Annotated in this window: 18 protein-coding genes; 6 read left to right on the top strand and 12 right to left on the bottom strand. The window is 49.9% G+C overall.

Going from position 1 to position 26745, the window contains the following annotated elements:
- Positions 1 to 374: 374 nt before the first annotated feature.
- Complete coding sequence (locus B5D63_RS28490) at positions 375 to 1568, top strand: copper amine oxidase (protein WP_078672260.1); 1194 nt, start codon at positions 375 to 377, stop codon at positions 1566 to 1568.
- Between the two features lie 128 nt (positions 1569 to 1696).
- Here the strand turns inward: B5D63_RS28490 and B5D63_RS28485 are convergent, their stop codons facing one another.
- From B5D63_RS28485 to B5D63_RS28460, 6 genes are all read right to left on the bottom strand, one after another.
- Positions 1697 to 3397, bottom strand: a complete 1701-nt coding sequence (locus B5D63_RS28485; protein WP_078672259.1) for a GMC oxidoreductase — start codon at positions 3395 to 3397, stop codon at positions 1697 to 1699.
- Between the two features lie 30 nt (positions 3398 to 3427).
- Positions 3428 to 4159 (bottom strand): glucosamine-6-phosphate deaminase, encoded by a 732-nt coding sequence (locus B5D63_RS28480; RefSeq protein WP_159456201.1) that lies wholly within the window; start codon positions 4157 to 4159, stop codon positions 3428 to 3430.
- A gap of 24 nt (positions 4160 to 4183) precedes the next feature.
- Positions 4184 to 5266 (bottom strand): Gfo/Idh/MocA family protein, encoded by a 1083-nt coding sequence (locus B5D63_RS28475; RefSeq protein ID WP_078672257.1) that lies wholly within the window; start codon positions 5264 to 5266, stop codon positions 4184 to 4186.
- Between the two features lie 98 nt (positions 5267 to 5364).
- Positions 5365 to 6180, bottom strand: a complete 816-nt coding sequence (locus B5D63_RS28470; protein WP_078672256.1) for a glycoside hydrolase family 16 protein — start codon at positions 6178 to 6180, stop codon at positions 5365 to 5367.
- Positions 6181 to 6219: 39 nt separating this feature from the next.
- Complete coding sequence (locus B5D63_RS28465; protein ID WP_078672255.1) at positions 6220 to 7755, bottom strand: RagB/SusD family nutrient uptake outer membrane protein; 1536 nt, start codon at positions 7753 to 7755, stop codon at positions 6220 to 6222.
- 32 nt (positions 7756 to 7787) lie between these two features.
- Positions 7788 to 10865 (bottom strand): SusC/RagA family TonB-linked outer membrane protein, encoded by a 3078-nt coding sequence (locus B5D63_RS28460; RefSeq protein ID WP_078672254.1) that lies wholly within the window; start codon positions 10863 to 10865, stop codon positions 7788 to 7790.
- A 184-nt stretch (positions 10866 to 11049) separates the two neighbouring features.
- On the opposite strand from B5D63_RS28460, the gene B5D63_RS28455 reads away from it, so the two are divergent.
- On the top strand, positions 11050 to 13923 hold the full coding sequence (locus B5D63_RS28455; protein WP_143313143.1) for a ligand-binding sensor domain-containing protein: 2874 nt from the start codon (positions 11050 to 11052) through the stop codon (positions 13921 to 13923).
- Here the strand turns inward: B5D63_RS28455 and B5D63_RS28450 are convergent.
- The 3 genes from B5D63_RS28450 to B5D63_RS28440 form a co-directional block, all read right to left on the bottom strand.
- Positions 13909 to 18693, bottom strand: a complete 4785-nt coding sequence (locus B5D63_RS28450) for a RecQ family ATP-dependent DNA helicase (RefSeq protein ID WP_078672252.1) — start codon at positions 18691 to 18693, stop codon at positions 13909 to 13911. The genes B5D63_RS28455 and B5D63_RS28450 overlap by 15 nt on opposite strands.
- Before the next feature lie 136 nt (positions 18694 to 18829).
- The gene (locus B5D63_RS28445; protein ID WP_078672251.1) at positions 18830 to 20209 is read right to left on the bottom strand and encodes a SpoIID/LytB domain-containing protein; all 1380 of its coding nucleotides are present in this window, start codon (positions 20207 to 20209) and stop codon (positions 18830 to 18832) included.
- 186 nt (positions 20210 to 20395) lie between these two features.
- Complete coding sequence (locus tag B5D63_RS28440; protein ID WP_078672250.1) at positions 20396 to 21619, bottom strand: thioredoxin family protein; 1224 nt, start codon at positions 21617 to 21619, stop codon at positions 20396 to 20398.
- Positions 21620 to 22015: 396 nt separating this feature from the next.
- Between B5D63_RS28440 and B5D63_RS28435 the strand changes: the two genes are divergently transcribed.
- Positions 22016 to 22600: a hypothetical protein gene (locus B5D63_RS28435; protein ID WP_078672249.1), complete on the top strand. Its 585-nt coding sequence runs from the start codon at positions 22016 to 22018 to the stop codon at positions 22598 to 22600.
- A gap of 66 nt (positions 22601 to 22666) precedes the next feature.
- Here B5D63_RS28435 and B5D63_RS28430 read toward each other — a convergent pair whose 3' ends face one another.
- On the bottom strand, positions 22667 to 23293 hold the full coding sequence (locus tag B5D63_RS28430) for a GrpB family protein (protein WP_200817115.1): 627 nt from the start codon (positions 23291 to 23293) through the stop codon (positions 22667 to 22669).
- Between the two features lie 75 nt (positions 23294 to 23368).
- Positions 23369 to 24235, bottom strand: a complete 867-nt coding sequence (locus B5D63_RS28425) for a helix-turn-helix domain-containing protein (RefSeq protein WP_078672247.1) — start codon at positions 24233 to 24235, stop codon at positions 23369 to 23371.
- 97 nt (positions 24236 to 24332) lie between these two features.
- Between B5D63_RS28425 and B5D63_RS28420 the strand changes: the two genes are divergently transcribed.
- The 3 genes from B5D63_RS28420 (at position 24333) to B5D63_RS28410 (ending at position 26084) form a co-directional block, all read left to right on the top strand.
- Positions 24333 to 25160, top strand: a complete 828-nt coding sequence (locus tag B5D63_RS28420) for an alpha/beta fold hydrolase (protein ID WP_078672246.1) — start codon at positions 24333 to 24335, stop codon at positions 25158 to 25160.
- A 123-nt stretch (positions 25161 to 25283) separates the two neighbouring features.
- Positions 25284 to 25580, top strand: a complete 297-nt coding sequence (locus tag B5D63_RS28415) for a hypothetical protein (RefSeq protein ID WP_078672245.1) — start codon at positions 25284 to 25286, stop codon at positions 25578 to 25580.
- A 6-nt stretch (positions 25581 to 25586) separates the two neighbouring features.
- Positions 25587 to 26084, top strand: coding sequence for a YdeI/OmpD-associated family protein (locus B5D63_RS28410; RefSeq protein ID WP_078672244.1), 498 nt, complete (start codon positions 25587 to 25589; stop codon positions 26082 to 26084).
- A 56-nt stretch (positions 26085 to 26140) separates the two neighbouring features.
- On the opposite strand, the gene B5D63_RS28405 is transcribed toward B5D63_RS28410, so the two are convergent.
- Entirely contained in the window at positions 26141 to 26713 is a 573-nt protein-coding gene (locus B5D63_RS28405) for a DUF4142 domain-containing protein (RefSeq protein WP_078672243.1), read from the bottom strand.
- Positions 26714 to 26745: the final 32 nt, after the last annotated feature.

Below are 26745 nucleotides of genomic sequence, written 5' to 3'. Positions count from 1 at the left end.
GTTTTGCGCTCCATGGCCGGGCCTATCCGCTACTTTTGGCTGATTTCTTTTTAAATTATTTTATTTATGACCGACAATTTATAATAAATTTAATTACAAAGAAACAAATACTAAATAATTTTATTAATGTTATTTTCTACGAAGACAACCCGGTTGACATAATATAAACACCTATTCAGCAGGCATTCTAAGCAAAATCGATATTGCCGGCAGCGCGGGCAAATGGGTTGATCCAACAATATGCTAACACCCTATAGTACGCACTCTTGCGTGTCTTCACCACCATTCATCATCATCTTCTATTATTTTTTAAATTATTTTATTAAGTTTGTTTTAATTGAAAATAATATTAATTATATATTATCGTAACCAATATGAACATCTTCCCTACACGCAGAAAGACTTTACTCGTCGGCTGTGCCCTGATAACGGGCTTCCTGTCGCACGCACAGCAGATGACCACCGCCCTGAACGATGTAATTACGCATACTGCACAAGGACATATCATGCAGGTGCCCGGCTTGCTCAGCGGACAGATACCGTCGCTCTCCTATCAGAAAATTGTGCTGCCCGGTCCCCAGTACCTGATTTCAGACGACCCGGAGTATATTCGTGTACCCGAAGGCGTAGCGCTGAGAGAACCGGTACAACCAGGATCGGTAAGGCTGTATCTGTACAATGTAAACGGCGTACAGCAACCGGAGAAAATGGACCGTAAAATAGCGGCAGTGATTAAAAACACGGGAAGTCAGCCCATGCATATCCGTATGCTGAAATACTCTTCCCAAAAACCCACCACGAATTATTTCTTTGCCGGTAAACAGGGATTGGCGGACTTCTTCAGCTCACAACCGGAAACGGTGGCCCGTGAAGTGAAACCCGGCGCCTCCCTCTGCCTGGACCCCAAACAGGATAAAGCGGTAGTAAAGTATGATGAGCTGGTACATGGGTTCTACGAATTTGTCATCGATCAACCCGGCGAGATCAGCATTGTGCAGACGGACATGAAAACACCCGCCACGATAGCATCCGCCCGCATAAAAAGCCCGCTGGACACCAAACAGTACGCAGGCGCAGGCCGCGGCACCTATGGCGTCAGCAATTATCGTATCATCGTGGACGATACCCTCGACACCCGAAACGGTATGACACAACTACTGGTGGCCGACGGTAAAAAAGATCCCTGGGTGATCGGAAAGGAAGCTTCTACCGGCGAACTGAAAAGTTTGGCCGGCAACTATGGCGTTCTTTATAACATAGAACTGTCGTGGAAAAGTACAGACGGAAAAGCGCTCGCGCTCGTAACATGGAACCCGCATGGCGACAACAGCCAATGGTGCGGCGGTATGGCCAACTCCATGATCGTCAGCGGCGGCAAATTCAAAGAAGGCATTATCCAGTTGCCCAGCAATCAACTGGTCACCACCAAAGCACCGGAAGCTATCCTCGTTCAGATATTTACGCCATCCGCCGGAGGGGGTATACAGAAAGCACACTTCACCTACTCTCCGCCGGGAGCCTCCTGTTTACCGACACCACTGGTATTAGTGCCGGTAGACCTGAAATAAACCTGTCAGGCATAAGAAAAGCCGGCGGGGATTACACATTCCCGCCGGCTTTTATATCCCTGTTATCGTCCACACCCGTGATAATCATCGGGCACGCCGGTTGTTTTTATCAGTTTCCTGCATACTATCTACAACGCTCCTTTTTTTAGTTGTTCCACGGCATAGTTAGCAGCCCTGGCGGTCAACGACATATACAGAATTGAAGGGCTTTGATTACCGGTGCTGGTCATACAGGCGCCGTCGGTGACAAACACGTTTTTACAATGATGCAACTGGTTCCATTCATTAAGCAATGAACTAGCCGGGTCCTTGCCCATGCGCACTCCGCCCATCTCATGAATGTCCAGCCCGGGAGGCTGACGGTTGTCGTTCACAACGATGTTCTTCGCGCCCGCCGCAGTCATCATGGCCGTTCCCTGTTCTATAAAATCCTTTACCATCTTGTCGTCGTTGTCATCATAATCTACGGAGGTGATCAGTAACGGAATGCCCCATTCATCTTTTGTATCTTTGCTCAGTCTTACATGATTATTTTCCTTGGGAATGGTTTCGCCCTGCATATACATGTAGGCGCCCCATTTGCCGGGCTGGCTGACAGCCTCCTTCAAAGCAGCTCCCAACGGGGCCTCAACGTTTTCACCATTCAATTTCTGCCGGTAGGCAGCGCTGAAAATCACATAACCGCCCACAAAATCCGTATCCTGCTGATAGACGTTCCTGAAATTAGGCATAATACACTCCGAGGGTTTCGATACCTTATAGTATTTATCTTCAAAGCCATCAAATTCACCGCTGACAGACGCGCGGTAGTTATGAAAACAGATAAACTTACCCAACAAACCGTTGTCGTTGCCCAATCCGTTCGGAAAACGTTTAGACGTAGAGTTGAGTAATATAAGATTGGTATTTAAAGCAGACGCATTCAGGAAAATAATTTTCGCGTGATAAATGATCTCTTCTTTTGTGTTGGCGTCGATCACTTTTACGCCGGTGGCTTTGCCTGACGGCTCATCATAAATAACGGAATGCACCACCGAAAAAGGCCGGATGGTCAGGTTGCCGGTTTTCTCCGCCCACGGCAGCGTAGCGGCATTGGAGCTGAAATAGCCACCCAGCGGGCAGCCGCGCATACAAAGGTTCCGGCTCAGGCATTGACGGTGCTGCGCTTTATGGATTTCCTGGGGCTGCGTCACCTGCGCCCATCTACCGGACACGTAGTGCCGATTGAACTTTTCCGCCAGCACGTCTTTCAGATGCTGTTCCACGCAATTCAGTTCAAATGCAGGCTGGAACTCCCCATCCGGCATCGTGTCTATACCATCCTTGTTACCGCATATGCCAATGAATTTCTCCACATGGCTGTACCACGGAGCGATGTCATCATACCCCACGGGCCATTCAATGCCGTAGCCGTAGCGGTGGGGCGCGGTAAAATCCATCTCACTCCAACGGGCACACGCCCTTCCCCATATCAGTGATTTACCGCCTATCTGGTATCCCCGTATCCATTCGAAAGGTTTCTCCTGTATATACGGGTGATCCGCATCTTTTACAAAAAAGTGCGCGGTAGTGGCATCATAACCAGCAGCCCTGCTGATGAGAGGATTGGCGTCCAGCACTGATTTCGGCAAAGCGCCCCGGTACTTAAATTCCCACACCGGCGTGCTGGCAGTAGGATAGTCTTTGATATGTTCTACATTCCTGCCCCGCTCCAACACCAGCGTTTTCAGTCCTTTTTCACACAGTTCTTTGGCTGCCCATCCCCCACTGATGCCACTGCCTACAACAATAGCATCAAAGTGCGTAACGGCATCTTTTTTTTCGGCCATACACAAAAGTTTATTTCATTGTTATTCTGCTTATCGTTGCTGAAGACCGGAAGCGGCATCTTCATCCAGAAAGATCGTTACCGCCGGATGCTGCCGCAGCAAGCTTCCCGGCACTTCGCTGGTAACGGGTCCTTCCAGCAGTTTGCGGACAATACAGGCTTTGTGTTTACCGCTTACCATCAGAATAATATGCCTGCTTTCGAGTAAGGTGCCCATGCCCAGTGTAATTCCTTCTTCCAGCTCAAGGTGCTGCTGAAAGTATTTCTGGCCTACCTGTTTGGTCACGGGGTGCAGCGCTACCACCTGCGTCCGGCCATCTATCGCAGAACCGGGTTCGTTCATGGCGATATGCCCGTTCATTCCCAGGCCCAGGATGGCCACATCGATACCGCCCTGCGCTTTGATGAACCGCTCTGCCACTTCGCACTCCTGCGGGAGGTCGGCAGAACGGCCATCAAAAAAGCAGATATTTTCTTCGCTCACCTGCAATGGCTGAAACAATGTTTTATCAATGGAATACCGGCAGCTCCCCTGATCAGTTCCGTTGAGCCCTACCCATTCGTCCAGTCCCACATAACGCCAGCAGGCGATATTACCGGGCTGTTGCCGATATCTTTCCGCCAGCACTTTGTATAAGCCGGCAGGCGTATCGCCGGAGGCGGGACAAAGCAGGGGTTTATCACTGGCAGCCATCAGCTGTATCACCTGTTCGGCCACTTTTTCAGAAAGCGCCTCGTAGGTGCTATAAATCTTTACTTTCAAGGTTGCCATTTTTTTAATGATGACCTATGGATTCAACCATAAATCGATAGGTTTTTCCACCTTCGGTGCAAACGGGAGCATGATCTTTTTACCCTGCCCCGCGGATGCATAAGCGGCGTAAATAATCTCCAGGACTGCACGGCCATCTTTACCGGTTACCAGCGGCTCACGATCATGTATCACGCAATCAATAAAGTGCTTTAGCTCCTGCGGATATCCCTGGTTGAAAGCCTCTTCGAATATGCAGAAACTCCAGCCTACGGTGGTGTCGGTTTTTTCCATGGCATAGCCATAACCGTTCCGGCTATACGCCAGTACCGAGTTGCCGATGAACAGGTCGGCATAGGCTACGCCGCCGGTACCGTAAATTTCGCTGCGATCGTCCATACCGCCGTGTTTGGCCCATGAGTTTTCCACCACGCCGGTCACGCCGCCTTCGAATTCGATGATGATGATAGAATTATCCTCTCCTTTTGTTCTTTCCTTGTGAAACACGGTACTCATCGAGGCTGTCACACTCAGGGCTTTCCGGTTTTTCAGCATCCACCTGAACCATTCGATGCCATGGCAGCCCATGTCCATCAGCACGCCGCCGCCGGACTGGTTCACGTCATAAAACCAATCGGAATGCGGACCGGAATGTTTCTCTGACTGTTTCAACATGTAGATGTCACCTACGCCGCCTTCTTCCACCAATGCCCGGGCCCGCTCGTATTTGGGCGCAAAACAAAGCTCTTCCGCATACATCAGTTTCACGTTGGCTTTCTCACAGGCAGCAATCATCTCGTCCGCCTCTTCCAGCGTCACCGCCAGCGGCTTTTCGATGATAATGTGCTTACCGGCAGCAGCGGCTTTTAGGGTTGCCTCCTTGTGCAGGAAATTAGGGAGGCAGATGTCCACCACATCAAAGTCTGCATTTTTGATCAGCTCATCAATAGAAGAAAAGGATTGAGCGATATGATGTTTCGCAGCAAAAGCCTGCGCTTTTTCCGCGTTACGCGCATACACCGCCACTATTTCCGCTTCCGGTACAAACCGGCTATAACTTTCCATGTGGATATCTGCAATAAATCCGGCGCCCAGGAGGGCTACTTTTACCTGTCTCATGTTATTGGATGTTTATTAAAGAATGTCAGTAATATATACAATTACATAGTTTCATGCACTATGGAAACGTATATATTCTTCACTGCGTGGCTGTACGGCTATTCCACGTAATCGTACATCCGTACATAGTCCACCTGCATGGCTGCCGGGAACACGGTTTCATCCACCCCTTCCTTTCCGCCCCAGTTGCCCCCTACAGCTACGTTGAGCAACAGGTAAAACGGCTGGTCAAACGGCCATCCCTCATGCCCTTTGTGTTCATTGGCCACCTGGTAATACACCTTCCTGTTCAGCAGGAAGGTGATATGGTCCGGTGTCCACTCAATGGCATACACATGAAACTTATCGTATGGGCGCTTAATAAAAACACCTTTTGTTTTCTGGGTACCGATAATATGGTTGTAGGTCTTGCTGTGCAGGCTGCCGAAGATACTGTCTTTCATATACCCCACATGTTCCATCACATCGATCTCGCCGCTTTCCGGCCAGCCGCCGTACTTATTGCCGGCAGACAGCATCCAGATGGCAGGCCAGAGCCCTCTGCCGCCGGGCAACTTGGCCCTCACCTCCAGCTTTCCGTATCGCCAGTCGCCTTTGTTTTTGGTGATCATCCGGGCGGAAGTGTATTGACGGTCGCCGCTGCCATTATTTCTGGCCGTAATGTACAGCCTGCCGTTTTCTACTTTGGCATTACTGGTGTCCGCGGCGGTATAAAACTGCAGCTCGTTGTTGCCCCAGCCGGACCGGCCGGTCTGGTACCCCCATTTGCTGCTGTCGGGCAGTCCGCTGCCATTAAATTCATCACTCCAGGCCAGTCGCCATTTTTTGTGGCGCTTGATGGTTTGGGCCTGTGCATCGGCCATATAGCAGCAGCTGGCCGCTATCAGCAAAAGACAATAAATACTTTTTTTCATCTCCCTAAAATATCGTTTACCGGTTTATATTATTATACACTATTTAAGTCTTGGGTTGACATCCTCCTGCGCCTGCGGGATGGGGATATATTCACTCTGTCCCTTTACAAAACCCGGCAGTACGGAGGCTGCCTGATCGGTCCTCACCAGGTCGTTGAACCGCTCGCCCCACCATTCGCAGATCAGTTCCGCATGGCGCTCGTCCAGCACTTGCTGCAGCGTAACATTGGCGATAGACGCCAGCTTCACCCTGTTTCTGACCAGGTTGACAGGCGCGTCCCCGTTCTGTCCTTTACGGATTTTGGCTTCCGCATTCATGAGCAGCACTTCTGCATAACGCATGATACGCACATTATTATTGGCGCCATAATAATCGATTCTGCCGGGCGTCATCTGGGAGCGGGGAGAATAGGCTTTCCCGTTAAAGTACTTTTTCCTGGACGCATTGCCGGAAATGGTATCCCCGTCAGGCGTTACGGCATAAGTGCCGGGAGCGCCGTTCACACCACAGTACTGGATCGTGGTTTTCAGCCGGATGCTGTCGTTACGTGATGTCAGGAAATCGACGGCTTTCTGGGTGGGCACCATCCAACCCGGGCCTGTGATGACAGGACTGTAGGTATTTTCAGGTCCCTGGAAGAAAAAGAAGTTGCCCCATTCTTCGCCCGGGCCGCCGGAGATAACGACATCCCCGGTAGATTTTCCGAAATCGGAATATTGTAATTCGAGGATGGATTCGTCGCATAACTTACCGGGCTTTTTAAAGAGCTGGTAGTAATCGCTGAACAGTGAAAATTTACCACTGTTCACGATCTGGTTGGTGCAATCCAACACTACGTCCCAATAAGGGCTACCGTTGTTGTTACCCGCCAGGTCCATAGCGGCTTTCGCTTTCAGCATCAGGGCCGTGTATTTCGTCACCCCGCCGATATGGTTGGCGGCATTAGGCCGGGCATCTTCCAGGTTGGCAATACAGAAATCCATTTCGGAGATGACGTGTTTCTTTACCTCCTCCACGCTGCTTTTGCTGGCTTCTCCGAAGCTGGCGGGGTCATTGCTTTCTATGCCAAGGATAGGCACCGCGCCATAGGTCCTGCAAAGCCAGAAGTGTGCCAGCGCCCTATAGAAGCGGACTTCCGCCTGGTACCGGGTCAGCAGCTTCATTTTTTCCGCGTCGTTGGCGGGAATGTTTTTACCAAATTTGTCCAGTTCGGCCAGCGCGCTGTTCGATGCCAGCACTACGGCATACATACTGATCCACATATCGTTGATGCCCCAGTAACTTTTTACGGTGACATCACTTTTGAAGTTATGAATGGACACCTGTCCGGCGTCGTCATTGCCCGGCGCCACGTCGTCGCTGTGCGCAGACCGGATGGCGACGCTGATCCATTTTGCAAAGGTGCCGCTGGCCGCAGTCCTGTACACGCCCGATACCGGCTGGTACATCAGTGATAAATCAGCGTAATTGATGCTGGAAGATTGTGCCTGGTTTTCCTGCGGGCGGTCTAAAAATTTGGAACAGCCCGTAGCTATCAGTATTGCCAGGAAAGAGATGGATATATAACTTCTCATGATTTCATTTTTTGTTGACGGGAAACATTTCCTTAAAAAGTAGCGGTAACGCCTAAGCTATAAGTGGAGGAAACCGGGTACACATTGGCATCGTAACCGGAAACCGAAGCGCCATTGCCGGTATAAGTACCTACTTCCGGTGTAAAGCCATTGTAACGGGTAAACATAAACGGCCTGTCGGCAGTGGCGAATACCCTCATACCAATGGGCGACTGTTTGCCCACCTTAAAGTTATAACCCAGCTGTATATTTTGTACCCGCAGATAAGCGCCGCTCTCTACAAAGAAGGAGTTGCTTACTTTAAACCACCCCTGTCCCAACGCATAGGCAGAAGGGTAAGCATTCGTAGAGCCGGGACCAGTCCAGAGGCTGCTGGCAAATTTTTCATCGATGTTTAAAGACGTGGACGCTTTGTACAGCCGCCCCCTGTTCAGATTAAATATTTTATTGCCCGACACGCCCTGGAAAGCTACGCTGAAGTCAAATTGTTTATAGTTCAGCGCTATGTTAAAGCCGTAGGTGAATTTAGGGAGATAGCTGCCCATATTGATACGGTCTTTATCATCGAGGACACCGTCGCCATTCTGATCTTTATATTTCGGGAATCCGGGCACAATCGGCGATGAGGCCCCCTGGTTGTAGTGTTTCGCTATCGGGTCGCCATCGATCTCCTGTTGGGTCTGGTAAACGCCGGTGAATTCATAACCGTAGAAATAATTGATGGGCTCACCTACCAGTATCCGGTTGGGGAATTCCGCTGTCCATTCAGGGAAGCCGCTCGTAGAGCTGGGCAATGTGCCCAAACTGGTGACCTTGTTTTTCAACGTGGACACGTTGCCGCCGATCTGGTATCCTACCTGGCCGATTTTATCGCTCCAGTTCAGGGCGATGTCCCAGCCGCTGTTCACCATATCAGCCCAGTTGCCGTAAACGGTGCGGTAAGTAAAGGAGAACGGCCGGTAGAATGCAGCCCTGGTCGTTTTCCTGTTGTAGTAGTCAACGGAACCTTTTAGTTTGCCCTTAAACATTTCAAAATCGATACCACCGTCCCACTCCGTCACTACTTCCCAGGTAACATCTGTAAAAAACCGGTCTACGGTGTAACCCGGCACGTACAGTCCGTTAGCGCCGGCGGTGCTGCCAAAGACCGCGGAATTGCTGTTGCCGGTTTTCACGATGGCATAACCGGCGTTGCTGTTCACCCCGTCATTACCCAGCCGTCCCCAGCTGCCCCTGATTTTTAAGAAATCAAAAATTTTCTGGTTCTTCATAAAACCTTCCCTGCTCAGTACCCATCCAAGGCCAACAGAAGGGAAATAACCCCATTTGGTCTGGTACTTGGAGCTGCCGTCGGCGCGGAAAGTGGCCGTGAGCAGGTATTTATTATCGAAGTCGTAGGTAGCCCTGGTAAAGTAAGAAAGTCCTGCATTACGGGTACCATTCTCTCCATAATAAGTGGCACTGGACGTATACTGGCCGGTATACCAGGATTCTTCCACATTGGGAACATTATCGGCTTCGGTCCGTGTCTGGCGCCAGCGTTCTTCCCTGGTGGACTGTCCCAGCAACAGGCTCCAGTGGTGGGCGCCTTTACCGTCTTTATAGGTCAGCAGGTTATCTAATATGTAATTAGTAGTGCGCTCCTGGATGGAGGTGAGGTGAGATACGGTGGAACCGGCACCGGGGCCCAGGTTCATTTCCGGCCGGTATTTTGTGCCGAGCAGGGAGCCATACACCTGGCTCAACTGCGACCGGAAGGTGATTTTATTTTCCCAGAAGCCTGCTTCCGCGTATAAAGTCGGCAAGATCTGAAATGCCTTCGACCGGTCATAATTATAATACGCGGAGGCCATCGGGTTTTTATCGTCAGACCTTCCTATCACCGAAGGGGCGGTGAATTTCACCGGGAACGCGTTGACGTTGGTGCTGTCATACACCGGGAACAGCGGAGAGGCCGTATAAGCGTCCAGGAAGGCGGCATTATTGGGATTGAAAGTAACGGAGTTATTAAAGATGGCGGAGAAGCCTACTTTCAGCCAGGGGAAAGCCCGGGCTTCCAGCTGCAGCCGTCCGTTGTACCTTTTGAAATTGTTCAGCGCATTTAAAATACCATTCTGGTAGGTGTAGTTGAGCCCCATGGAGTAGGTGATCTTCTCACTTCCGCCCTGCACATCAATTCCGTGGTTGGTCAGCATGGCGCTTTTCCTTAATATAACATCGTACCAGTCCGTGCTGGTAGTGGGATTCAGGCCGCTGCCGCCGTATTTCTGAGAAGATAACAACACGGTGCCGCTATCGGCCACCGATCCTCTCTGCAGGGAAAAGGAAGTATATTGTTGCCCGTTGGCCATTTTCAATACATTCGTTGGCTTCTGTACGCCCACATACCCGGTGTAGGTGACACGGGTCTTCATATTCGTTTTTCCTTTTTTGGTGGTGATGAGCACCACGCCGTTCGCGGCACGTACGCCATAGATGGCGGCGCCCGACGCATCCTTCAGGATGGACATGTCGGCAATATCGTTAGGGTTCAGAAAGCTGATGTCATTCACAAACATTCCATCCACCACGTATAGCGGATTTTCATTATTAAACGATCCTACGCCCCTGATGCGTACATTGGGGGAACTGCCCGGGGCGCCGCTGGTAACGACCTGTACGCCAGGCACACTTCCCTGCAGCGCTTCCATGGGCGTGGCCGTGGTCCGCTTCAGCATATTTTCCGTGTTTACCGTAGTGATCGGCGCAGTGAGGTCGGCTTTTTTCTGCGTACCATAACCGACGACTATCACCTCATCCAGTTTGGTCCTGGAGGGCTCCAGCTGGACATTGATCACCGTGCCGGCGATGGCGACCACCTGCCTGTTAAAACCTATTGCCGATACAACAATAGAGTCTGCGCCCGGAGGCACAGACAAGGTAAATCCTCCCGCTTCATTCGTGGAGGTACCGATTACCGTACCTTTTACCCCAACGGAGGCGCCAATGACCGCTGCATTTTTGTCATCCGTCACGATGCCTTTTACAATTTTGTTTTGGGCGTTGGCAGTAAAATGGACGATGACAGACAGTACAAGGAGGAGAAAAATTCTGGAGAACTTTTTTTTCATACGTAAAATTTAAATTTTGGCTTCATTCCTGAAATGTGGATCGTGGAAAAACAAAAGTAGGGCAGCCCGTCAGAAAACAGGCAGAAAACACTACTTCATTACTACGTCTTATCCCGTAATTCTCTATTTTTATGGGCAAACGGACTACTACAATACTACTACATCCACGTGTGGGGGCTCTTATATGAATAAGATACTGCTTAATATCCTGTTGTTTATGGGGCTGTTGTCAACTGGCGGTCATGCTGTTTACGCACAAAACGGAACCGGTATTCCTGCTGTTATCAACTACACCAAATTTGACTATCACAGCGGCAGCCAGAACTGGGACATCGGGCAAGACAAACAAAAAGTCATGTATTTTGCCAACAACGAAGGTTTGTTAAGCTTTGATGGCAGTCACTGGAAATTGTACCCGCTGCCCAATAATACCGTTATATGGTGCCTCGCCATCAATGACGACGGGAAAATCTACGTGGGCGGCCAGGATGAAATAGGGTACTTCTCTCCCGGCCTCAATGGCATTTTGACCTACACTTCCCTCAAAAACAAAATTCCGCAGTCCCATCAGCGATTTGCCGATGTGTGGCATATCGCCTTCCTGGGTAACAAGGTTTTCTTCCAGGCTCATGACCGTATCTTTGAATATAACGGTCAGTCCGTTCGCGTTCACCTGCCTGGCTCCCAATGGACGTTTATGGCACGTGCCGGTGACCGGATCTACGCAGCCGACCGCAATGCCGGCATGCTTCAGCTGAATGACTCCCAATGGACGCCTGTTAATGAAGGCAAAAAACTGGCAGGTGTACTCATTGCCGGCATGTTCCAAATGAGAAAAGATAGTATTTTCATCATCACCAGAACAAACGGCACTTTTTTATTACAAAATGGTACCATTTCCCTGCAACAAAACAATCCGCAACACGATCTGTATATCAATTCCGCCACGAAAATAAATGATGATGAATTCGTCATGGCCTCCTCCGCCGGCGGTTGCCTGGTGGTGAATATCACAAAAAAGTGGTGCGAGCATTTTTCTGATGAACAGGGCCTTCAGCATAATAATGCCCTCAGCGTTTTTATGGATGCCGATAAAAATCTGTGGACAGGTCTTAACAGTGGCATCAGTTATATCAATTACAATTCCGGTATCCGGTACCTACAGATTGGCAAAGCCAATAACCTGCCCACTTACACCACACGGATTTTCCACAACAGGTTATATGTGGGTACGTCCAACGGGTTATACAGCGCCGGGTTGCCAGACAACAACACCGCTCATCTTACCAAAAATGACTTCGCACTGGTGAAAAACACGGAAAACCGCGAAGCCTGGAACCTCCATGAGATCAATGGCCAGCTGCTGTTTGGCAATGACATCGGCGCCTATGACATACAGGGAAACGATGCCCGGCTGATTTCCGGTGGCGATGGCAGCTGGTATTTCCTGCCCCTGTCATCCGTCTATCCGGTGCAGGATATCGTTGTCGGCACCTATAACGGCCTGAAACGGCTCCGTTTTGAAGACAACCGCTTCAGGGACGAAGGCAAAATAGAAGGTGTTCCCGACTCTTATCGCTTTATGGCGCAGGACAACAACGGCGATATCTGGGCCTCCCATCCCTATCGTGGCATTTACCGTTTCAGCTTATCACCGGACAAAAAGAAATATACCACGCACCTGTACACCACAGGGGACGGACTGCCATCGGCTTTAAACAATTTTGTTTTCAAAATAAAAGGCCGGGTGCTGTATGCCACCACCAGCGGGCTTTATGAGTTTGATGCCCACACTAACCGGTTTTCTCCTTCCCGCTTTCTGGCTGCTGTTTTCGGGAAGATGAAAATGCTGTACCTCACCGAAGACAAGGAAGGAAATGTATGGTTTTGCAACGAAAAAGGCACAGGCGTGGTGCATTTCTCCCCGGCCGACGACGTTAGTCAGCCCAGGGTTACCTATTTCCCCGAGCTGGCGGGCCAACTCCTATCCAGGTTTGAGAATATCTACCCCTACAACCGGGAAAACATCTATATCGGCTCAGAAAAAGGGCTGATACATCTTGATTACAAAAAATATACAGCGGCCCAACCCAACGTAACGGTCCGCCTTGGGATGGTTAAAACCACCGGAAAGTCCGACAGCACCATCTATGGCGGCTACCAGGACAAACGCAGCGGGGAAATACCCTCCTTGTCGTCCGCTTACAATGCCTTTCATTTTGAGTACAGCGCACCTGCATATGAATCCCACAAGCATATCGAATACAGCTATCAGTTGGAAGGATACGACCGTGAATGGTCTTCCTGGGATACTAAAACGGAAAAAGACTACACCAACCTGTCCAACGGCACCTACACCTTTAAGGTAAAAGCCCGCGATAACCAACAGCATGAATCAACCGTAATGTCTTACCGCTTTGCCATAAAAGCTCCCTGGTACAAAACCATCTGGGCCATCCTGGGCTACCTGGCCCTTTTCGCCGGCCTGGCGTACCTGATCCAAAAACGCCAAAAGCATAAACTGCTCGTACAACGGCAAAAGTTCGAGGAAGAACAGAAAAGACTCAAATACATTCATCACCTTGAGCTGGAGAAAAATGAAAAAGAGATCATCAAGCTTCAAAATGAGAAATTAGCACAGGAAGTGCTGCTGCAGAAAAAAGAACTGGCCAATACCAGCATGCACCTGATGGAGAAAGCGGACACCCTGACAAAAATCAAGGAAAAGGTATCGCGGCTCAACAGCGAAGATGACATTAAAAGCATTACGGACCTGATCAGGGACACTGAAAAAATCAACGCCAACTGGGACGTGTTTGCCGCGCATTTCGATGAGCTCAACGATGGCTTTCTGAATAAGTTAAAAAAAGAATATCCGCAGCTGACCAAAACGGATTTAAAAATGTGTACTTATATCAAACTGAATTTAACGACCAAGGAAGTGTCTCAACTGCTCAATATCACTGTGCGGGGCGTGGAGGTGAGCCGGTACCGGATCAGGAAGAAGATCGGGTTACCAACGGAGCAGTCGTTGGGCAATTTCTTAAACCGGATTTGAAGCGGGTCTGGTTTCCAATAATAATTCGGGCAGAATGATCAGGAACGTCTGCTGCGCTTTTTTCCAAAGGACGATAAAATTGATGCGCGCTTTTTTGGGAAAATATCCTTTCCCTTTCCATTCGTTTATCCGACCAAGGCAATTGCTTGAAAACTTTACTATCAGCCGGCCATCGGGTGTCTGGCAGCCGTTATCGCATACCCCCAGCTCATCTCCGCTTACCAGCGTTCCAATAGCCGCTTGTTCAGAGATAAAAGAATCGAGATGAACATCTTTATAAGACAAACACCAGACTATCTCAGGTGGTGCCGTATAAGACTGGTCGTCAAAGACAACCGATGGTTGTCCTGCCGTAAGCCCATCGAAAGTAACATCATTTGTATGAATGCTCAGATGATACCGCGACCTGGTAATACCCACGAACAGCTGCCTTTTCACTTCATCTGTGGTGGCTCTGGCGCCGGCAAGCAGCAGAAAGGTATTATCGAATTCTTTTCCTTTTGCTTTATGAATCGTGGAGACGAGGATCCTCTGCCCCTCCTGGTAAAAATCGGCCAATGAGGATTCTTTCAGCAACACTTCCAGGTCCGAGCGGTATTTAACACGGGGATAGGCGTGCTCAAAACTATGGATCATCGCAAGACAAGCATCGTAATGTAAGCTTCGTCCATAATGGCGGACCAGCGCATGTTTGGCTTCGGCCCAGCTCTCATCGGAGATCCTGTGGTCAGCTTCCGCTTTTGACAGGCAGCTCATAAAGAAATTCATTTCCGCCAGATTCAGCAAACTGAATCCTTCATTATCCTGGATCAACCGGGCCGGCATATTATTCCGAAGTAGAAGTCCAGTGATCTGCATCGCCTCTTCGTTGGTGGTGGTCAGCACGCAGGTGGTACCTTTCAGCCCGGCCCGGAGGATGTCATTTACCAATGGCATAATGAGGTGCCGTCCGGTATAGCGGGTAATACGGAGTTCCCCGTTATGCTGCTGATAAGCTGTCAACGGGCGTTGTTTCAGCCGCCGGCTGATCGTTTCTGCAAAGGCGTTCGCAAACGCCACCAGGTTGCTGCAACTGCGGTAGTTTTCCGTCAGCTCATATTTTACGGCTCCCTGCCGCGAAAGTAGCCGTTCCAGGTATTCAGCGCTAGAGCCTCTGAAGGCATAAATATTCTGGTCATCGTCTCCGACAGCAATCACGCGCATGTCTTCGTTGTGCTCCAGCAGGGCCTCTACCAGCGCAAATTCCTGTTCATCCATATCCTGCGCCTCATCTATCACCAACACAGCTTTTGTGATCCTGCTGGCTTCCACTTCTCCGCTTTTTATTTTCTCCACTGCCTCGCGGATGACCTGCCCCGATTTTTCCAGCGTTCCCATTTTTCCCAACAGGTCGAAACAATAAGAGTGGAAGGTTTTGATTTCGATAAATCGGGCGGCACTATGAATCAATGAAGTGAGCCGCTGTTTGAACACGGTTGCAGCCGCGCGCGAAAATGTCACCATCAGTAATTGCTCATACTTAATATCCTCCATCAGTACCAGCGAAGCTAACTTATGCGCCAATAGCTTAGTCTTTCCGCTGCCCGGCCCGGCTGCTACTACAATGTACTGCGACTTGTCATCGTCGAATATTTCGCGCTGTTGGGGAGAGAGCTCTCCCATCAACTGACGGTATTTGGCGGGGGTGATGTTCCGTTTGAGTTCCTGTTGCCGGTGGCCCTTGAAATATTTCTGTATGAAAGAGGCATAGTTCATCTCAAAATAATCGGCTACAAACTGCCGGGCCTGTGCAGGAGCCTCTATCATCAGGCGGGCATATTCGCCGACGATGTGGACCTGCTGCATCTTACCATGATAAAACTGCTGCAGTTTCTTATAATCATCCTGTTTATAGCGTCGTTTATTGTCCAGTTCCAACCGTTCGATACACAGACGATTGTACAGTACCAGGAATCCGCCTTCCATTTTAATCGATTCGATCCGGGAGAGATAAAACAAGGCATTTTCGATGTCTTGTGATGAAACCGTTACGGGAAAGAGTCGTGGCACCTTTTCAAAAGCCGTTTTTAGCTCCTGTACCGAAAACTCCACCAGCACCTCTTCGCGGGTTTTATCCGGCGCCGCTTTTTCGTACAGGTACTGAATGATAAACGAAGCGAGAACGTGCTGCTGTTCAAGCTTCTGCTCCAATGTCTCCTGCGGCATCATACACTGTACCGTGAACTGATGGCCGTGATGCCCCTGGTGTTGTCTTTTTATCCAGCCACGGATCGCCCACAAGTTGAGCAACTTTTTTATCCTCGCCGGCGTCGCGTCAGGTATTCCTTTGAGGCCGGCCTCCTCACTCAGCTTTTTCATATGCAAAAGCTGTTCTTCTTCATTAAACGCCGATAAAAGGTAATTCTCAAGGCTGGCATACGATTCTGCGATGGCTTGCGAACGGTTCCGATGGTCACGGCTTCGTACAAATGCGGTCAGGTCTTTGGCATCTGCTAATATTTTTTCCTCGCGCAACAGGTTCACCACCTGTATCACGTCTTCCTTCCGAATACCGAGGCGGTCGGACAAGTAGTCTATACGTGATTCTGTTTCGTCGTTTATATGGCTGCGGCGGTGTTTACTACCAAAGAGATTGCGCAATATGCGGGCGGCCCATTCTTTCTCTTTCACGTCGAACCTTGCCGAATGGTTTACCTGTTCAATCGCCTCCTGTGCGGACCGCGACAGGATACTATTAGCGAACACTCTAGGCATATTCTGCTTCCGTTTTAAATAGGCAGCTTCCTCCAGTGCCGCTATACCGGTAAGCACCCGCGTCTCTACGTCACGTACATTCTCATCCCAACCTGCCTTACGGGCCAATTCAAGGGGCGAGGTAAAAACAGTGGGCCGATAGTAGGTTAATTCTTTCATCGCCTTCCACAGTTGAGCAATCTCACGGATATGCAGTTTGGATTGGTTCAGCATAGTGAAATGCCGGTCAAGGTCGGTTTCGCAAAACAGTACGTGGCACTCCGCTGTCAGATGCTCATCCCGGCCGGCTCTTCCTGCTTCCTGTACGTAGTTTTCGAGCGAGTCGGAAATTTCGTAGTGGATAACCATCTTAACATCTTTTTTATCTACGCCCATTCCAAAAGCAGAAGTCGCGACCATCACCTTCACATCATCATGCATAAATGCATTCTGGTTCGCGATCTTTTCATGCTGTTCCATCCGGCCGTGGTAGGGCAATGCCTGGAACCCGTCTTTACTCAGCCGCTCCGCGAGCTGGACTGTGGTCTTTGTCCGGGTAGTATACACTATCGTCGGGTATGGCTTATTTTCGATCAGGTCGCGTAGCATCTGGTACTTTTCCTGGTCGCTCTGTTTATACCACACCATGAATTGCAGGTTTTTCCTATCGCCGCCGGCACGAAACAACTTCAGGTCCAGACCCAGCTTTTCTTTAAAATAGTGACGAATATCCGCTATCACGTTTTGTTTGGCGGTGGCCGTAAAACAGGAAACAGGAATGGCTTCTTCAGTCCCTCTTTTCCGCTGGAACTCCCGGATGAAATCGCCGATATAGAGGTAATCAACCCGAAAATCCTGTCCCCATGCGGAAAAGCAGTGTGCTTCGTCGATCACGAAGCGATCAATCTTCCGGCCGAGCAACAGGCGCTCAATCGTTTTGGAGCGCAGCGATTCCGGTGAAATATAAAGTAGCGAGGCACTCCCGTCTTCCACCCGTTCGAAGGATTTGGCCCTCTCCACCGGGTCAAGTAAACCGTTGATCGTAACCGCTTCAGTAATATGTGCTTCTTCAAGTTTATCCACCTGGTCCTTCATCAGTGATTGCAGCGGAGATATCACTACGGTGAGCCCCCGCACGTTTTCTCCCGCCATCAGTGCCGGCACCTGGAAAGTGATGGACTTTCCGCCCCCTGTGGGAAATATAGCAAGGATAGATTCCCCCCGGATAGCAGCCCGCATCGCCTTTTCCTGGAGCGGCTCCCCATCGAATACCCTAAACTCATTGCGCAGGAAGCGGCGTTGCAGGGTAAGAAGCGGATCCTGTGCCCGATTGCAATAGGTACAACCATGTACGCATGGCCGGCCACGCAACAGGTACATCACCCGGGTCACCGCGGGAAAACGAAGCAGCACCCATGGCGGCGTAATCGGGAGGCTATTGCCGGCACGCACCAGCGCCAGACCATAAGCCAGTTCCACAGGGTGCTCCGCAACTAATCGCCGCAGGTCCGCCGCTGCACAAATATGGCCGTTGAATGTTTCCTGCACCAACTTATCTACTGCCATTTCCACCGGAGCATGATATTCCAGGAACTGAAAAAAAGCGCCAAACCCGGTGTTATTGCCCAGCAGTTGATAGAAAAGCTGCTGCATTTTGTTATCGAGTTCCCTGAAAGCCTGCGTCTCTTTATCGAAGAGCTCTTTAGCTTTGATGGCATCCGCCAGGGGATTATTGAGCTCCCCTTCCTTTAATTTCTCATCTTTTAGCAACGCGTGATGCAGCTTTTCCGGAAACAGCAATGGTGACCAGTACAGGGTATCTATTATCGCCGCTCCGGCCACTGCAGAGCGGATGTACCGGAGATCATGATGAAAAATATTTTGTCCCACCACGTATTCGCAGCCTTGTATAAAATGGGCAAACTCCCCGGGAGAAGCAGCATGAAAAGTGGCGCCATTGTTTTTAATGGCGCCAATATCCGATACCTTGAGGGGAATGCGAGTTACTTCAGTATCAACGAATACGACTGATTTCATGGAGCTGCCTGGGTACAATGAATATACACTTTAGTAATATCGGGTCTGGCCGGTCATCAACCGGTGCGTGACCAAATATAACAAAAAAATACCCATGCCCCTCATCACCCGCCCATAAACGGTGGCGATATCTTCACTACTGCACCACCACTCCTCCGGGATTATAATAATGATTCAGAATCCACCGGTAATCTTTATCGCTTGCCCAGAAGCTGGAGCCCCATTGGCACATACCTCTTCCGTGACCGTTGGTGGCCCGTCCGGCACAACGTGCGTCGGAAATGCAGGGCCACGTGCTGCCGGTGCCGCTGTATCCGTTGCCGCAACCTGCGTTATTGTTTTCCGCAGAATATTCTGATCTGAAAATGGCGCCGCTCTTGGACAAATAAACGCCTGCGGTAGCATTGGCTGCATTGATGGTAGAGGAAGCGGTTTGGCTGCCCCACGCCTGTGAACAGGGCGTGCTGGAAATATCGTAGTTGGACCTGATCGGATGCAGCACATGCCATGCTCCATAGGAACGGTAGGCCACCGCACCTGCCTGCAGCGAAGCCGCCTTCCAACTGGAGATCCATTCATTGTCCAGCCCTGAGGCGGTATAAGATTCGAGGCTCATTACCTGAACAGAGCTACAGGTAAGACAGGAGCAGTTGAGCCCTACCCGGATACTGGAAGGCAAGGCTAATGCTGCTGTTTTAGCATACGTTGCAGCATTACTTTCGGCCGCAACCGCGGCTTCCTCCCGTTGTTGCAACTCTACCGCTGTTCTGTCCAATAGTCCCTGACGCAGGTATTCCACCTCTTCAGCCCCTGTTCTGCTATTGGCAGAAGCTGTCATCGCACCGGCGCTACGAAGCGCTATTTTAAATGTATAGGCCCCAGGTATCAGGTAGAAATTTTTCAGCACATGGCTGACATAACCTGACTTGGCAGCACGGAGCATAATAGTCGCTGGTTTCACGGATAAATCGGCGCTAAGCGCATCAACAGGGAAACTGGCCGTGAAATATCCCCTGCCGTCCGTCCGGGCGGTATGGGAGCCTAAACTGAGTTCCACATCTGCCAGCGGCCCATGTTCCTCTGCATCACTTAAGTACCCGCTGATGGTAATGGTATGAGGGTCTTCGGCACTTCTCCCGGATGCTACCGTGGGACTGGCCTGCGGGTCCAGATGGACCTCAGCGCGGATGAGCGAGTCTTCGCCGCCGGAGAAATAGGTTTCCAGGGACTGGTACCCCTGCCCCTTTATTGCGAAGGTGAACCTTCCCTTTGTAGCAGGAAATGAGACCACACCGTTTTTCCCGGCGGTCAACCGGCTTTCCTTTCCATCGGGAGATGTAACGCTGATGGTAGCTCCCGGAACAGCGAAGCCGGTAATGCCATCTGTAACAGTGAATTCAATACGGGTAGTTTTGGCATCTGAAGAATTACGGGGCTGGCCGGCGGAGTCCCGTTTTTCACAGGAACTGGCAACAACGCACCCTGCAAGGGCGAGCATCAAAAATTGTCTTTTCATGTATTTGGTTTTGGGTTAAAGGTTTTTCAGGATGTCGGTTTTAAGATCGTGGAATATATTGGTCGTGTTGCGTCTATTGAAACTACAACCTGTTACTGCAATGGCATTTCCGTGCGGATATAACAAACAAAAAAGCCGCGCCTTTGACAGGCACGGCTCTTTCTTTACTTTTATACCAGATGGACTTTAGTTCCAGTATTTCTCTCCTTTTTTCATTTTCTCCAGGGTAGCCTCATAGTTCTTTTTCTCGTCTCCCTCTGCCTTGTTCATGGCTTTCTCTTCCCAGGCCAGCGCTTCTGCTTTTTTACCGGCTTTGTAAAGCAGGTTGGCATAGGTATCCATGAAAGCGGGGTACTCATTGTCTTTGAAAGAACGTTTGCTCCACTCCAGCGCCTCCTCTATACATTTCTGGTCGTTGCATTTCTCGAAGATGGTCCATGCATACTCGTTCAGTACCTGCGGGTCAGCTTTATGGCCGTACTTTTTCATATAGGCGACAATGTTAGCCACCGCGTTGTCGGCATCTTTCACATAGCTGTAATACTGTACCTTGGTTTTCAGTATCAGTTCTTCAGCAATAGCAGGGTACTTGGCTTTCACATTTTTTTCGATGCCCGCCCAGTCCGGCGCACCTTCCTTAGGCCGCAGTTTGGAAAACACCTCTTCTTTGGCGGCGATCTCCATTACTTTCGCTTCTGCTTTACCGGCGCCCAGTACTTTATTCACTTTGTCTGCATGATGCAGGAACATATCAAAGCCAGGATCTTTTGAGGTCTGGGTGAATTTCTCTACAAAGTCAATATTGACAGGGGTATACAGGTCTTTTTGCTGATTGATGTATTCTTTGGCCACGGCGTTGGCGTTGGCCTGATCGTATTTATCCAGGGCGAGCAGGGCCAGCTTACGCAGGAATGCCGTGTCTTTCTGGCCGTTTTTATATTTCGCCAGCTGCGGATAATATTGTTTGGAAGGCTCGAGGGATTCGGCACATCTTTCGATGAACCTGTCCGCATCAGCACCGCCTACCTGCCGGTCCACGATCTGGCCGTCGGGCGCAAAAACGAGGAAGGTAGGATAAGCACGAATGCCGTAGTCCTTGTCTATCTGCGCTGCATCGGCATACCATTTTTTCACGTCTTCCCCGTCCTTATCGGTTTTGTCCATCTGCACCTTTACGTTGAGGTATTTATCATTCATAAAGTTCCCTACTTTTTCCTGTGGGAAAATGTTGGCGGACATGTATTTGCAGGGGCCGCACCAGGTAGTGTAGCAGTCTACAAAAATGTACTTGTTCTCTGCTTTGGCCTTGGCTTTTATTTCAGCCCAGGAGCCATGTTCGAAATGCATGCCTTTGTCCTGCGCTATAGCCATCAGCGGTAAAAAAGCGGCTAACAACAGTAATTTTTTCATAATGTGTTGGTTTAAGTTATGCACCAATTTAAGGGAATTTCATATATGGCAAGGGGTTATATCATACATTCTTATCTAGTCAAAATAAAGCGCATTTACCTGGCAAAGCTCCATTTTTCCTGTTTCCACGGTGTTAAAAATCCATCACATGTAAAGAACGACCAGTTTACCAGATAAGCCTCCGTCCGTGTATGAGGAAATTCTTGTCAAGCGCGCAGGGACACGCAATCACAACAGCAGTAAGATGACGCACGGTCCTCACCGCCCGCAGAAATTATCCTGACAAAAATATTTCCGTATCCCCGTGCCACCACTTCATTTTTTGGTACACATTTTACACTACACTTGCACAGGCATTTTAAAAATGCCTTTTTTCTCACATAATCGTTAAACGAAATGAAACCATTAATTGTACCGGCATTCATGCTTATGCTCGTGCTGTCGTCCTCATGCAAAAAAGACAGCCATGACAGTCAACCGGAACCAACTGTCGAAAAAAAACCATCTGTCGAATTTATCAGTATGAAAGTGGATGGCGACTTCTATGTGGACTCACTGACGTCCAAAAGTTATTTTCAAAAAACCAATGTGGACTTTTCCATGCTTGAACTGAAAGGGACAGACCCTGCTGTCGGAAAAGCCGGAAAAGACAAGAAGGTAAAGCTCTATGTAAGGATCAATTTCCCCGGACATGAGATCAAAACAGGTGTCTACAGCACTGTTCAGGCCGGCATTGACAATGCCTTCGACTGGCAGACTTTTATCGATGGCTCAGGCCTGCAGGACATCTACCACGCTTCGGGCAATAACAACAAACATCCGGACGCTCCCTTCCGGATTGAGATCACCCGCAACGACGGAGTTTTCCTCGAAGGCACTTTTAGCGGAACAGCTTTCGGAGGTGACTTAAATGTATCAGGACAGAAAGAGATTACAGAAGGCAAATTCAAAATTGCCAAAGTGAACATGGTCTTTTTCTAATAATCAATCCGGAAGTAGTGGTAGCCGGTATGAAGTGTGCTTTCATACCGGCTATTTTTTCCGCCTTTATTCCACCAGTCCCAACGCCCGGTACATCCGGTCATAAATAGCTTTTACCACAGCGTTCTTTTTCTTATTGTAGTCACCCGCGTTCTCTACTCCACTGGCCGCTTCATACTTAATGGCAGCATAACGCTCACGGTCCTCCGGATGCTGGCGGAGCCAGTTGCGGAACAGGATATGCCGCACCGCCTCAGGACACTCGGGACTGAAAACATGCAGGTTCACCCGCGGATGCTCCAGCCGGAACATACGGTGCTGATACCACGTAGGCTCCCGCACCTCCAGCCGGTAGCCAAGCGCCTCCAGCGCCGGAGCATAGGCGGCTTCGTCAGCTGAATCAGCCACTATCACATCTATGTCTATCACCGGTTTGGCAGGCAACTGCTCCACAGCGGTGGAGCCAACATGTTCTATATGCAAGGCGGTATCTCCAAGTGCCTGCTGCACCCCGGCTTTCAGCTGTTCAAATAATACCGGCCATTGCGGTTGATAGGCTTCGATATGAATCTGTTCCTTTACAGGAACACCGTTTACCCACGGCATTTCATCCGGGTCTGATTCCGCCTGATGAATGATATCATGTACAGAAAGAGAAGCGGGAATATAATACAGGTTTTGGTCTACAGACACCTTCTTCATTTTTACGCAAAAAATACAAATAACGTCCTGCGAAGCAGGAATGATACTTCTTCTGATAAGCTACGATCAGGCAACAACTCCTTTCACCGCCGGTTTACGGAAAACAGTAGGACTCACGCCATGTTGTTTTCTGAACACCCTGTTGAGATGGCTCTCATCGGTAAACCCGAACTCATCGGCGATCTGCCCGATCGTCAGCGCGCTGTTGAGCAACCGCTGTTCCACCAGCTTCATCCTGTATTGGCTGATGTACTGCTGCAGCCCCACACCGGTAAACTTCTTGAAGTATTCACTCACATAGTTGGCCGACAAGTGAAAACTGGCGGCCAGAAACTCCATCTTTAACCGGTCCGGCTCACCTATGTGCGTATGGATGTGCACCAGCATTTTGTTGATCAGCGGCTCTTCCGCATCACGGGCTCCTTCCCGGGTGCTGTCGGCCACATTGCGGGCCAGGATGTTAAGCAACAGGGAGATAAAATGCTGCATGTTTTCCTGGTAGTGGTCTTTCTGCTGGTCATGCTCTTCTATCATACTGTGGATCAGTTGCCCGACAATACGATGGTCGCCCGGATCGGTAATCTGTATACACTGAAAACGGTTATGCTGAAAGAAAATATGCTCCAGTTGCTTCAGCCACCGAAGCGCACGCTCCTGGTCCTGCGCCTGTTTATATTGGGAGATAAATATTTCCGAGAAACGGATCGAACAGAAACGGGTGGGCGTTTCACTGAGAAATCCCCTGCAGTCCAACGGGGTAAAAAGAAAAGTATCTCCTTTGGCGTAAGACAGCTTATTCAGGTTTACTTCCCGCGAGCCACTGCCTTCCAGTATATGCACAATCTCAAAAAAGTGATACACCAGCGGGCGCTTCTCCCACTGCTCCTCTGCTGACACCTGTAAATCAAACGGCCGGTAAAGTAATTTTTCCATGCCTGTAAATATACTGAATAAACCCGGGGATATACCTCCGCCGCCAGTTCCGGCCGTCCTAATTTTGACTTGTCAATAACACAAAAAACATACAACGATGAACAATACACTTAGCACAGCCGCCGGCGTCATTACAGGCCAACAACAATATTTCACTACAGGCGACGGCGTACACATTGCCTACCGGCTGGATGGCGACGCCGGCAGCCCGGTACTGGTATTTTCCAATTCCATTGCCACCAACTATCATATGTGGGACACACAGATAGCAGCCTTCAGCCCTTATTTCCGGGTACTGCGTTTCGATACCAGGGGCAACGGCGCTTCCGACGCTCCGGCCGGCGATTACTCCCTTAGCCGTATGTCCCTCGACGTTATCGAACTATTGGACCACCTCGGCATTGAACGGGTGCATTTCCTGGGTCTCTCCCTCGGCGGGTTTATCGCCCAGTATATTGCCACACATGCACCGGAACGGATAGATAAACTGATATTGGCGCATACTGCCGCTCATCTCGGCCCGCAGGAAGGTTTTAATAACAGTATCCGCTCCCTGAGACAGCAGCCGGACATGGCCGCATTTGAAAACATGTTTATCCACAACTGGTTTCCCACCGCCATGATCAACGCCGAAGATCCCCGCATCGCACCATTCCGGAAAGTGATTCTGGGCATGTCTCCGACCGGGCTGGCGGGCTCTTTTGCCGCCGTACGCGATGGCGATCTGCGTACAACAGCGCAGCTGATCCACCATCAGACGCTGGTCATCGGTGGCGATAATGATACGGTGACATTACCGGAGCACAGCGCCTATCTCGCTGAAGCCATCCCGGATGCCCGGCTGGTCATGCTGCCGGCGGTACACCTGTCCAATGTGGAGCTGAAGGAAACATTTAACCGGAAGGTGCTGGAATTCCTGCGGTAAAACCTTGTCACCTCTCCACCACGCCTCCCCGCTGTTGACACATCGGGGATTCTTATCGTGTTACTGTACCTATCGCCTGTTAACCAATAAATCAGTAAATTTAGATTCCCTCAAATTATTGTTATGGTAACTACAATTGCTATCTTGCTGATCATTATTGGATTGTCCGCGCGGTGGTACGTGGGACGGAACCGGTTCAACAGGCGCGGCCCGGGTGGGCTGCAACACTATAGTAGCTACAATAAAGCACTGGCTACCAGTTTTTTTGAACGCATCGTTAAAATCATTGGAACGCTACTACTCTTATTTGGAATACTACTTTTGCTGGCAACCTGGATTAACAATAAGGCTGTCAGGGAAGCACAGGCCGACAAGGCACGGTCGTCCCGGATAAACAGCGCCGCGGCCAACAAGAGATAACAAAATATGGAAATTTCCCCCCTGATCGATCAGGACCTCTTACTCGAACGCTTCGACGGCAAAGGCGGATGGACTTTCATCCGCCTGCCGGACCTGCCCAAAAGCGGCAAAGGCTACTTTGGTATGCGCAAGGTCCGTGGCTTCATTGATCAATATGAACTGCCCCCGTGTAATCTCATGCCCTTCAAAAAAGGCGTGATGATGCTGCCGGTAAAAGCGGCCATCCGCAAACAGATCAAAAAAGAAGCCGGCGAACAGGTCAGGCTAATATTATATCCCGTGGGTCAGCAAACCAAAGAGATCATCCCCAATGATTTCCTGGAATGCCTGCATGACGAACCGGCCGCCCTGCGCAATTTTCAGGCGATGCCGGCAGCTGAACAGGAAAAGTGCCTGCAGTGGCTGATGGAAGTCAGTGTGCCCGATGCCCGGATTCAACGGATGGCGGACGCTATCAATCATCTCGCCGAAGGCAGAAGTTATCTGGGTACCAAAATGAAATAAGTTAATTCACCGTAAACCAATATATACCGGATGTGAACTCCTGACAATCTCTTCCGTCAGTCGTGGGAGATATCTCTGTTGTTCATCTGCTTACGCATATCTTCGAGGATCTGGATTGCCTCGTCATAACGGGCACTGGCCACTGGTAACGTTCTTTTAACATAAGCACTGATGGCGGTGTCTTTTGCATTGGTATATTGTTGTAACCGCCGGACCGTCCGCTTCTGTTCCTGTACCATGCGTTTAATATATGCCCGGTCCATATTGTCACGGTCACGCAACAACGCTATTTCATCCTGGTCGTCCCGGCTTAGTTCAGGTGCCAGCGCAGCCCCTTCCTGACGGGCTATCTCCTGCAGCTGTAAGGTGGAAGCGGTGCGCTCTTTGACAATATCAGCACCGAATTTTTTCACCCTTTCATTTTTTGCTTTCTGAGCAGCCAGTTCTCCCAGCCGGATCTCTTTAAGATCAGACGCTGCCATGTGCCCCACAAAACTCCGTTCATCCACCGGCTCAACTGTTTCCGGTGCCGCAGCGGTACTGTCATGTTTTTCTTCCTGTGCCGGTTTCGACTGTTGCCCGCAAGCCATCAATATAATAGCCAACACAGGGATACAAAGCTTTTTCATAACCCTTTTTAGGGAAAAGCCTCAATTGCGGT

Source organism: Chitinophaga eiseniae, from assembly GCF_900167135.1.
In the GTDB taxonomy this organism is placed as follows: Bacteria; Bacteroidota; Bacteroidia; order Chitinophagales; family Chitinophagaceae; genus Chitinophaga; species Chitinophaga eiseniae.
The sequence above is the reverse complement of the archived record's forward strand: the minus strand, read 5'-3'. Positions and strand labels throughout refer to the sequence as shown.

What these genes read in the sequence shown, in the direction of transcription:
- B5D63_RS28490 (WP_078672260.1), top strand. Translation starts at nt 375, where the DNA reads ATGAACATCTTCCCTACACGCAGAAAGACTTTACTCGTCGGCTGTGCC.
- B5D63_RS28485 (WP_078672259.1), bottom strand. Translation starts at nt 3,397, where the DNA reads ATGGCCGAAAAAAAAGATGCCGTTACGCACTTTGATGCTATTGTTGTA.
- B5D63_RS28475 (WP_078672257.1), bottom strand. Translation starts at nt 5,266, where the DNA reads ATGAGACAGGTAAAAGTAGCCCTCCTGGGCGCCGGATTTATTGCAGAT.
- B5D63_RS28470 (WP_078672256.1), bottom strand. Translation starts at nt 6,180, where the DNA reads ATGAAAAAAAGTATTTATTGTCTTTTGCTGATAGCGGCCAGCTGCTGC.
- B5D63_RS28465 (WP_078672255.1), bottom strand. Translation starts at nt 7,755, where the DNA reads ATGAGAAGTTATATATCCATCTCTTTCCTGGCAATACTGATAGCTACG.
- B5D63_RS28460 (WP_078672254.1), bottom strand. Translation starts at nt 10,865, where the DNA reads ATGAAAAAAAAGTTCTCCAGAATTTTTCTCCTCCTTGTACTGTCTGTC.
- B5D63_RS28455 (WP_143313143.1), top strand. Translation starts at nt 11,050, where the DNA reads ATGAATAAGATACTGCTTAATATCCTGTTGTTTATGGGGCTGTTGTCA.
- B5D63_RS28450 (WP_078672252.1), bottom strand. Translation starts at nt 18,693, where the DNA reads ATGAAATCAGTCGTATTCGTTGATACTGAAGTAACTCGCATTCCCCTC.
- B5D63_RS28445 (WP_078672251.1), bottom strand. Translation starts at nt 20,209, where the DNA reads ATGAAAAGACAATTTTTGATGCTCGCCCTTGCAGGGTGCGTTGTTGCC.
- B5D63_RS28440 (WP_078672250.1), bottom strand. Translation starts at nt 21,619, where the DNA reads ATGAAAAAATTACTGTTGTTAGCCGCTTTTTTACCGCTGATGGCTATA.
- B5D63_RS28435 (WP_078672249.1), top strand. Translation starts at nt 22,016, where the DNA reads ATGAAACCATTAATTGTACCGGCATTCATGCTTATGCTCGTGCTGTCG.
- B5D63_RS28425 (WP_078672247.1), bottom strand. Translation starts at nt 24,235, where the DNA reads ATGGAAAAATTACTTTACCGGCCGTTTGATTTACAGGTGTCAGCAGAG.
- B5D63_RS28420 (WP_078672246.1), top strand. Translation starts at nt 24,333, where the DNA reads ATGAACAATACACTTAGCACAGCCGCCGGCGTCATTACAGGCCAACAA.
- B5D63_RS28415 (WP_078672245.1), top strand. Translation starts at nt 25,284, where the DNA reads ATGGTAACTACAATTGCTATCTTGCTGATCATTATTGGATTGTCCGCG.
- B5D63_RS28410 (WP_078672244.1), top strand. Translation starts at nt 25,587, where the DNA reads ATGGAAATTTCCCCCCTGATCGATCAGGACCTCTTACTCGAACGCTTC.
- B5D63_RS28405 (WP_078672243.1), bottom strand. Translation starts at nt 26,713, where the DNA reads ATGAAAAAGCTTTGTATCCCTGTGTTGGCTATTATATTGATGGCTTGC.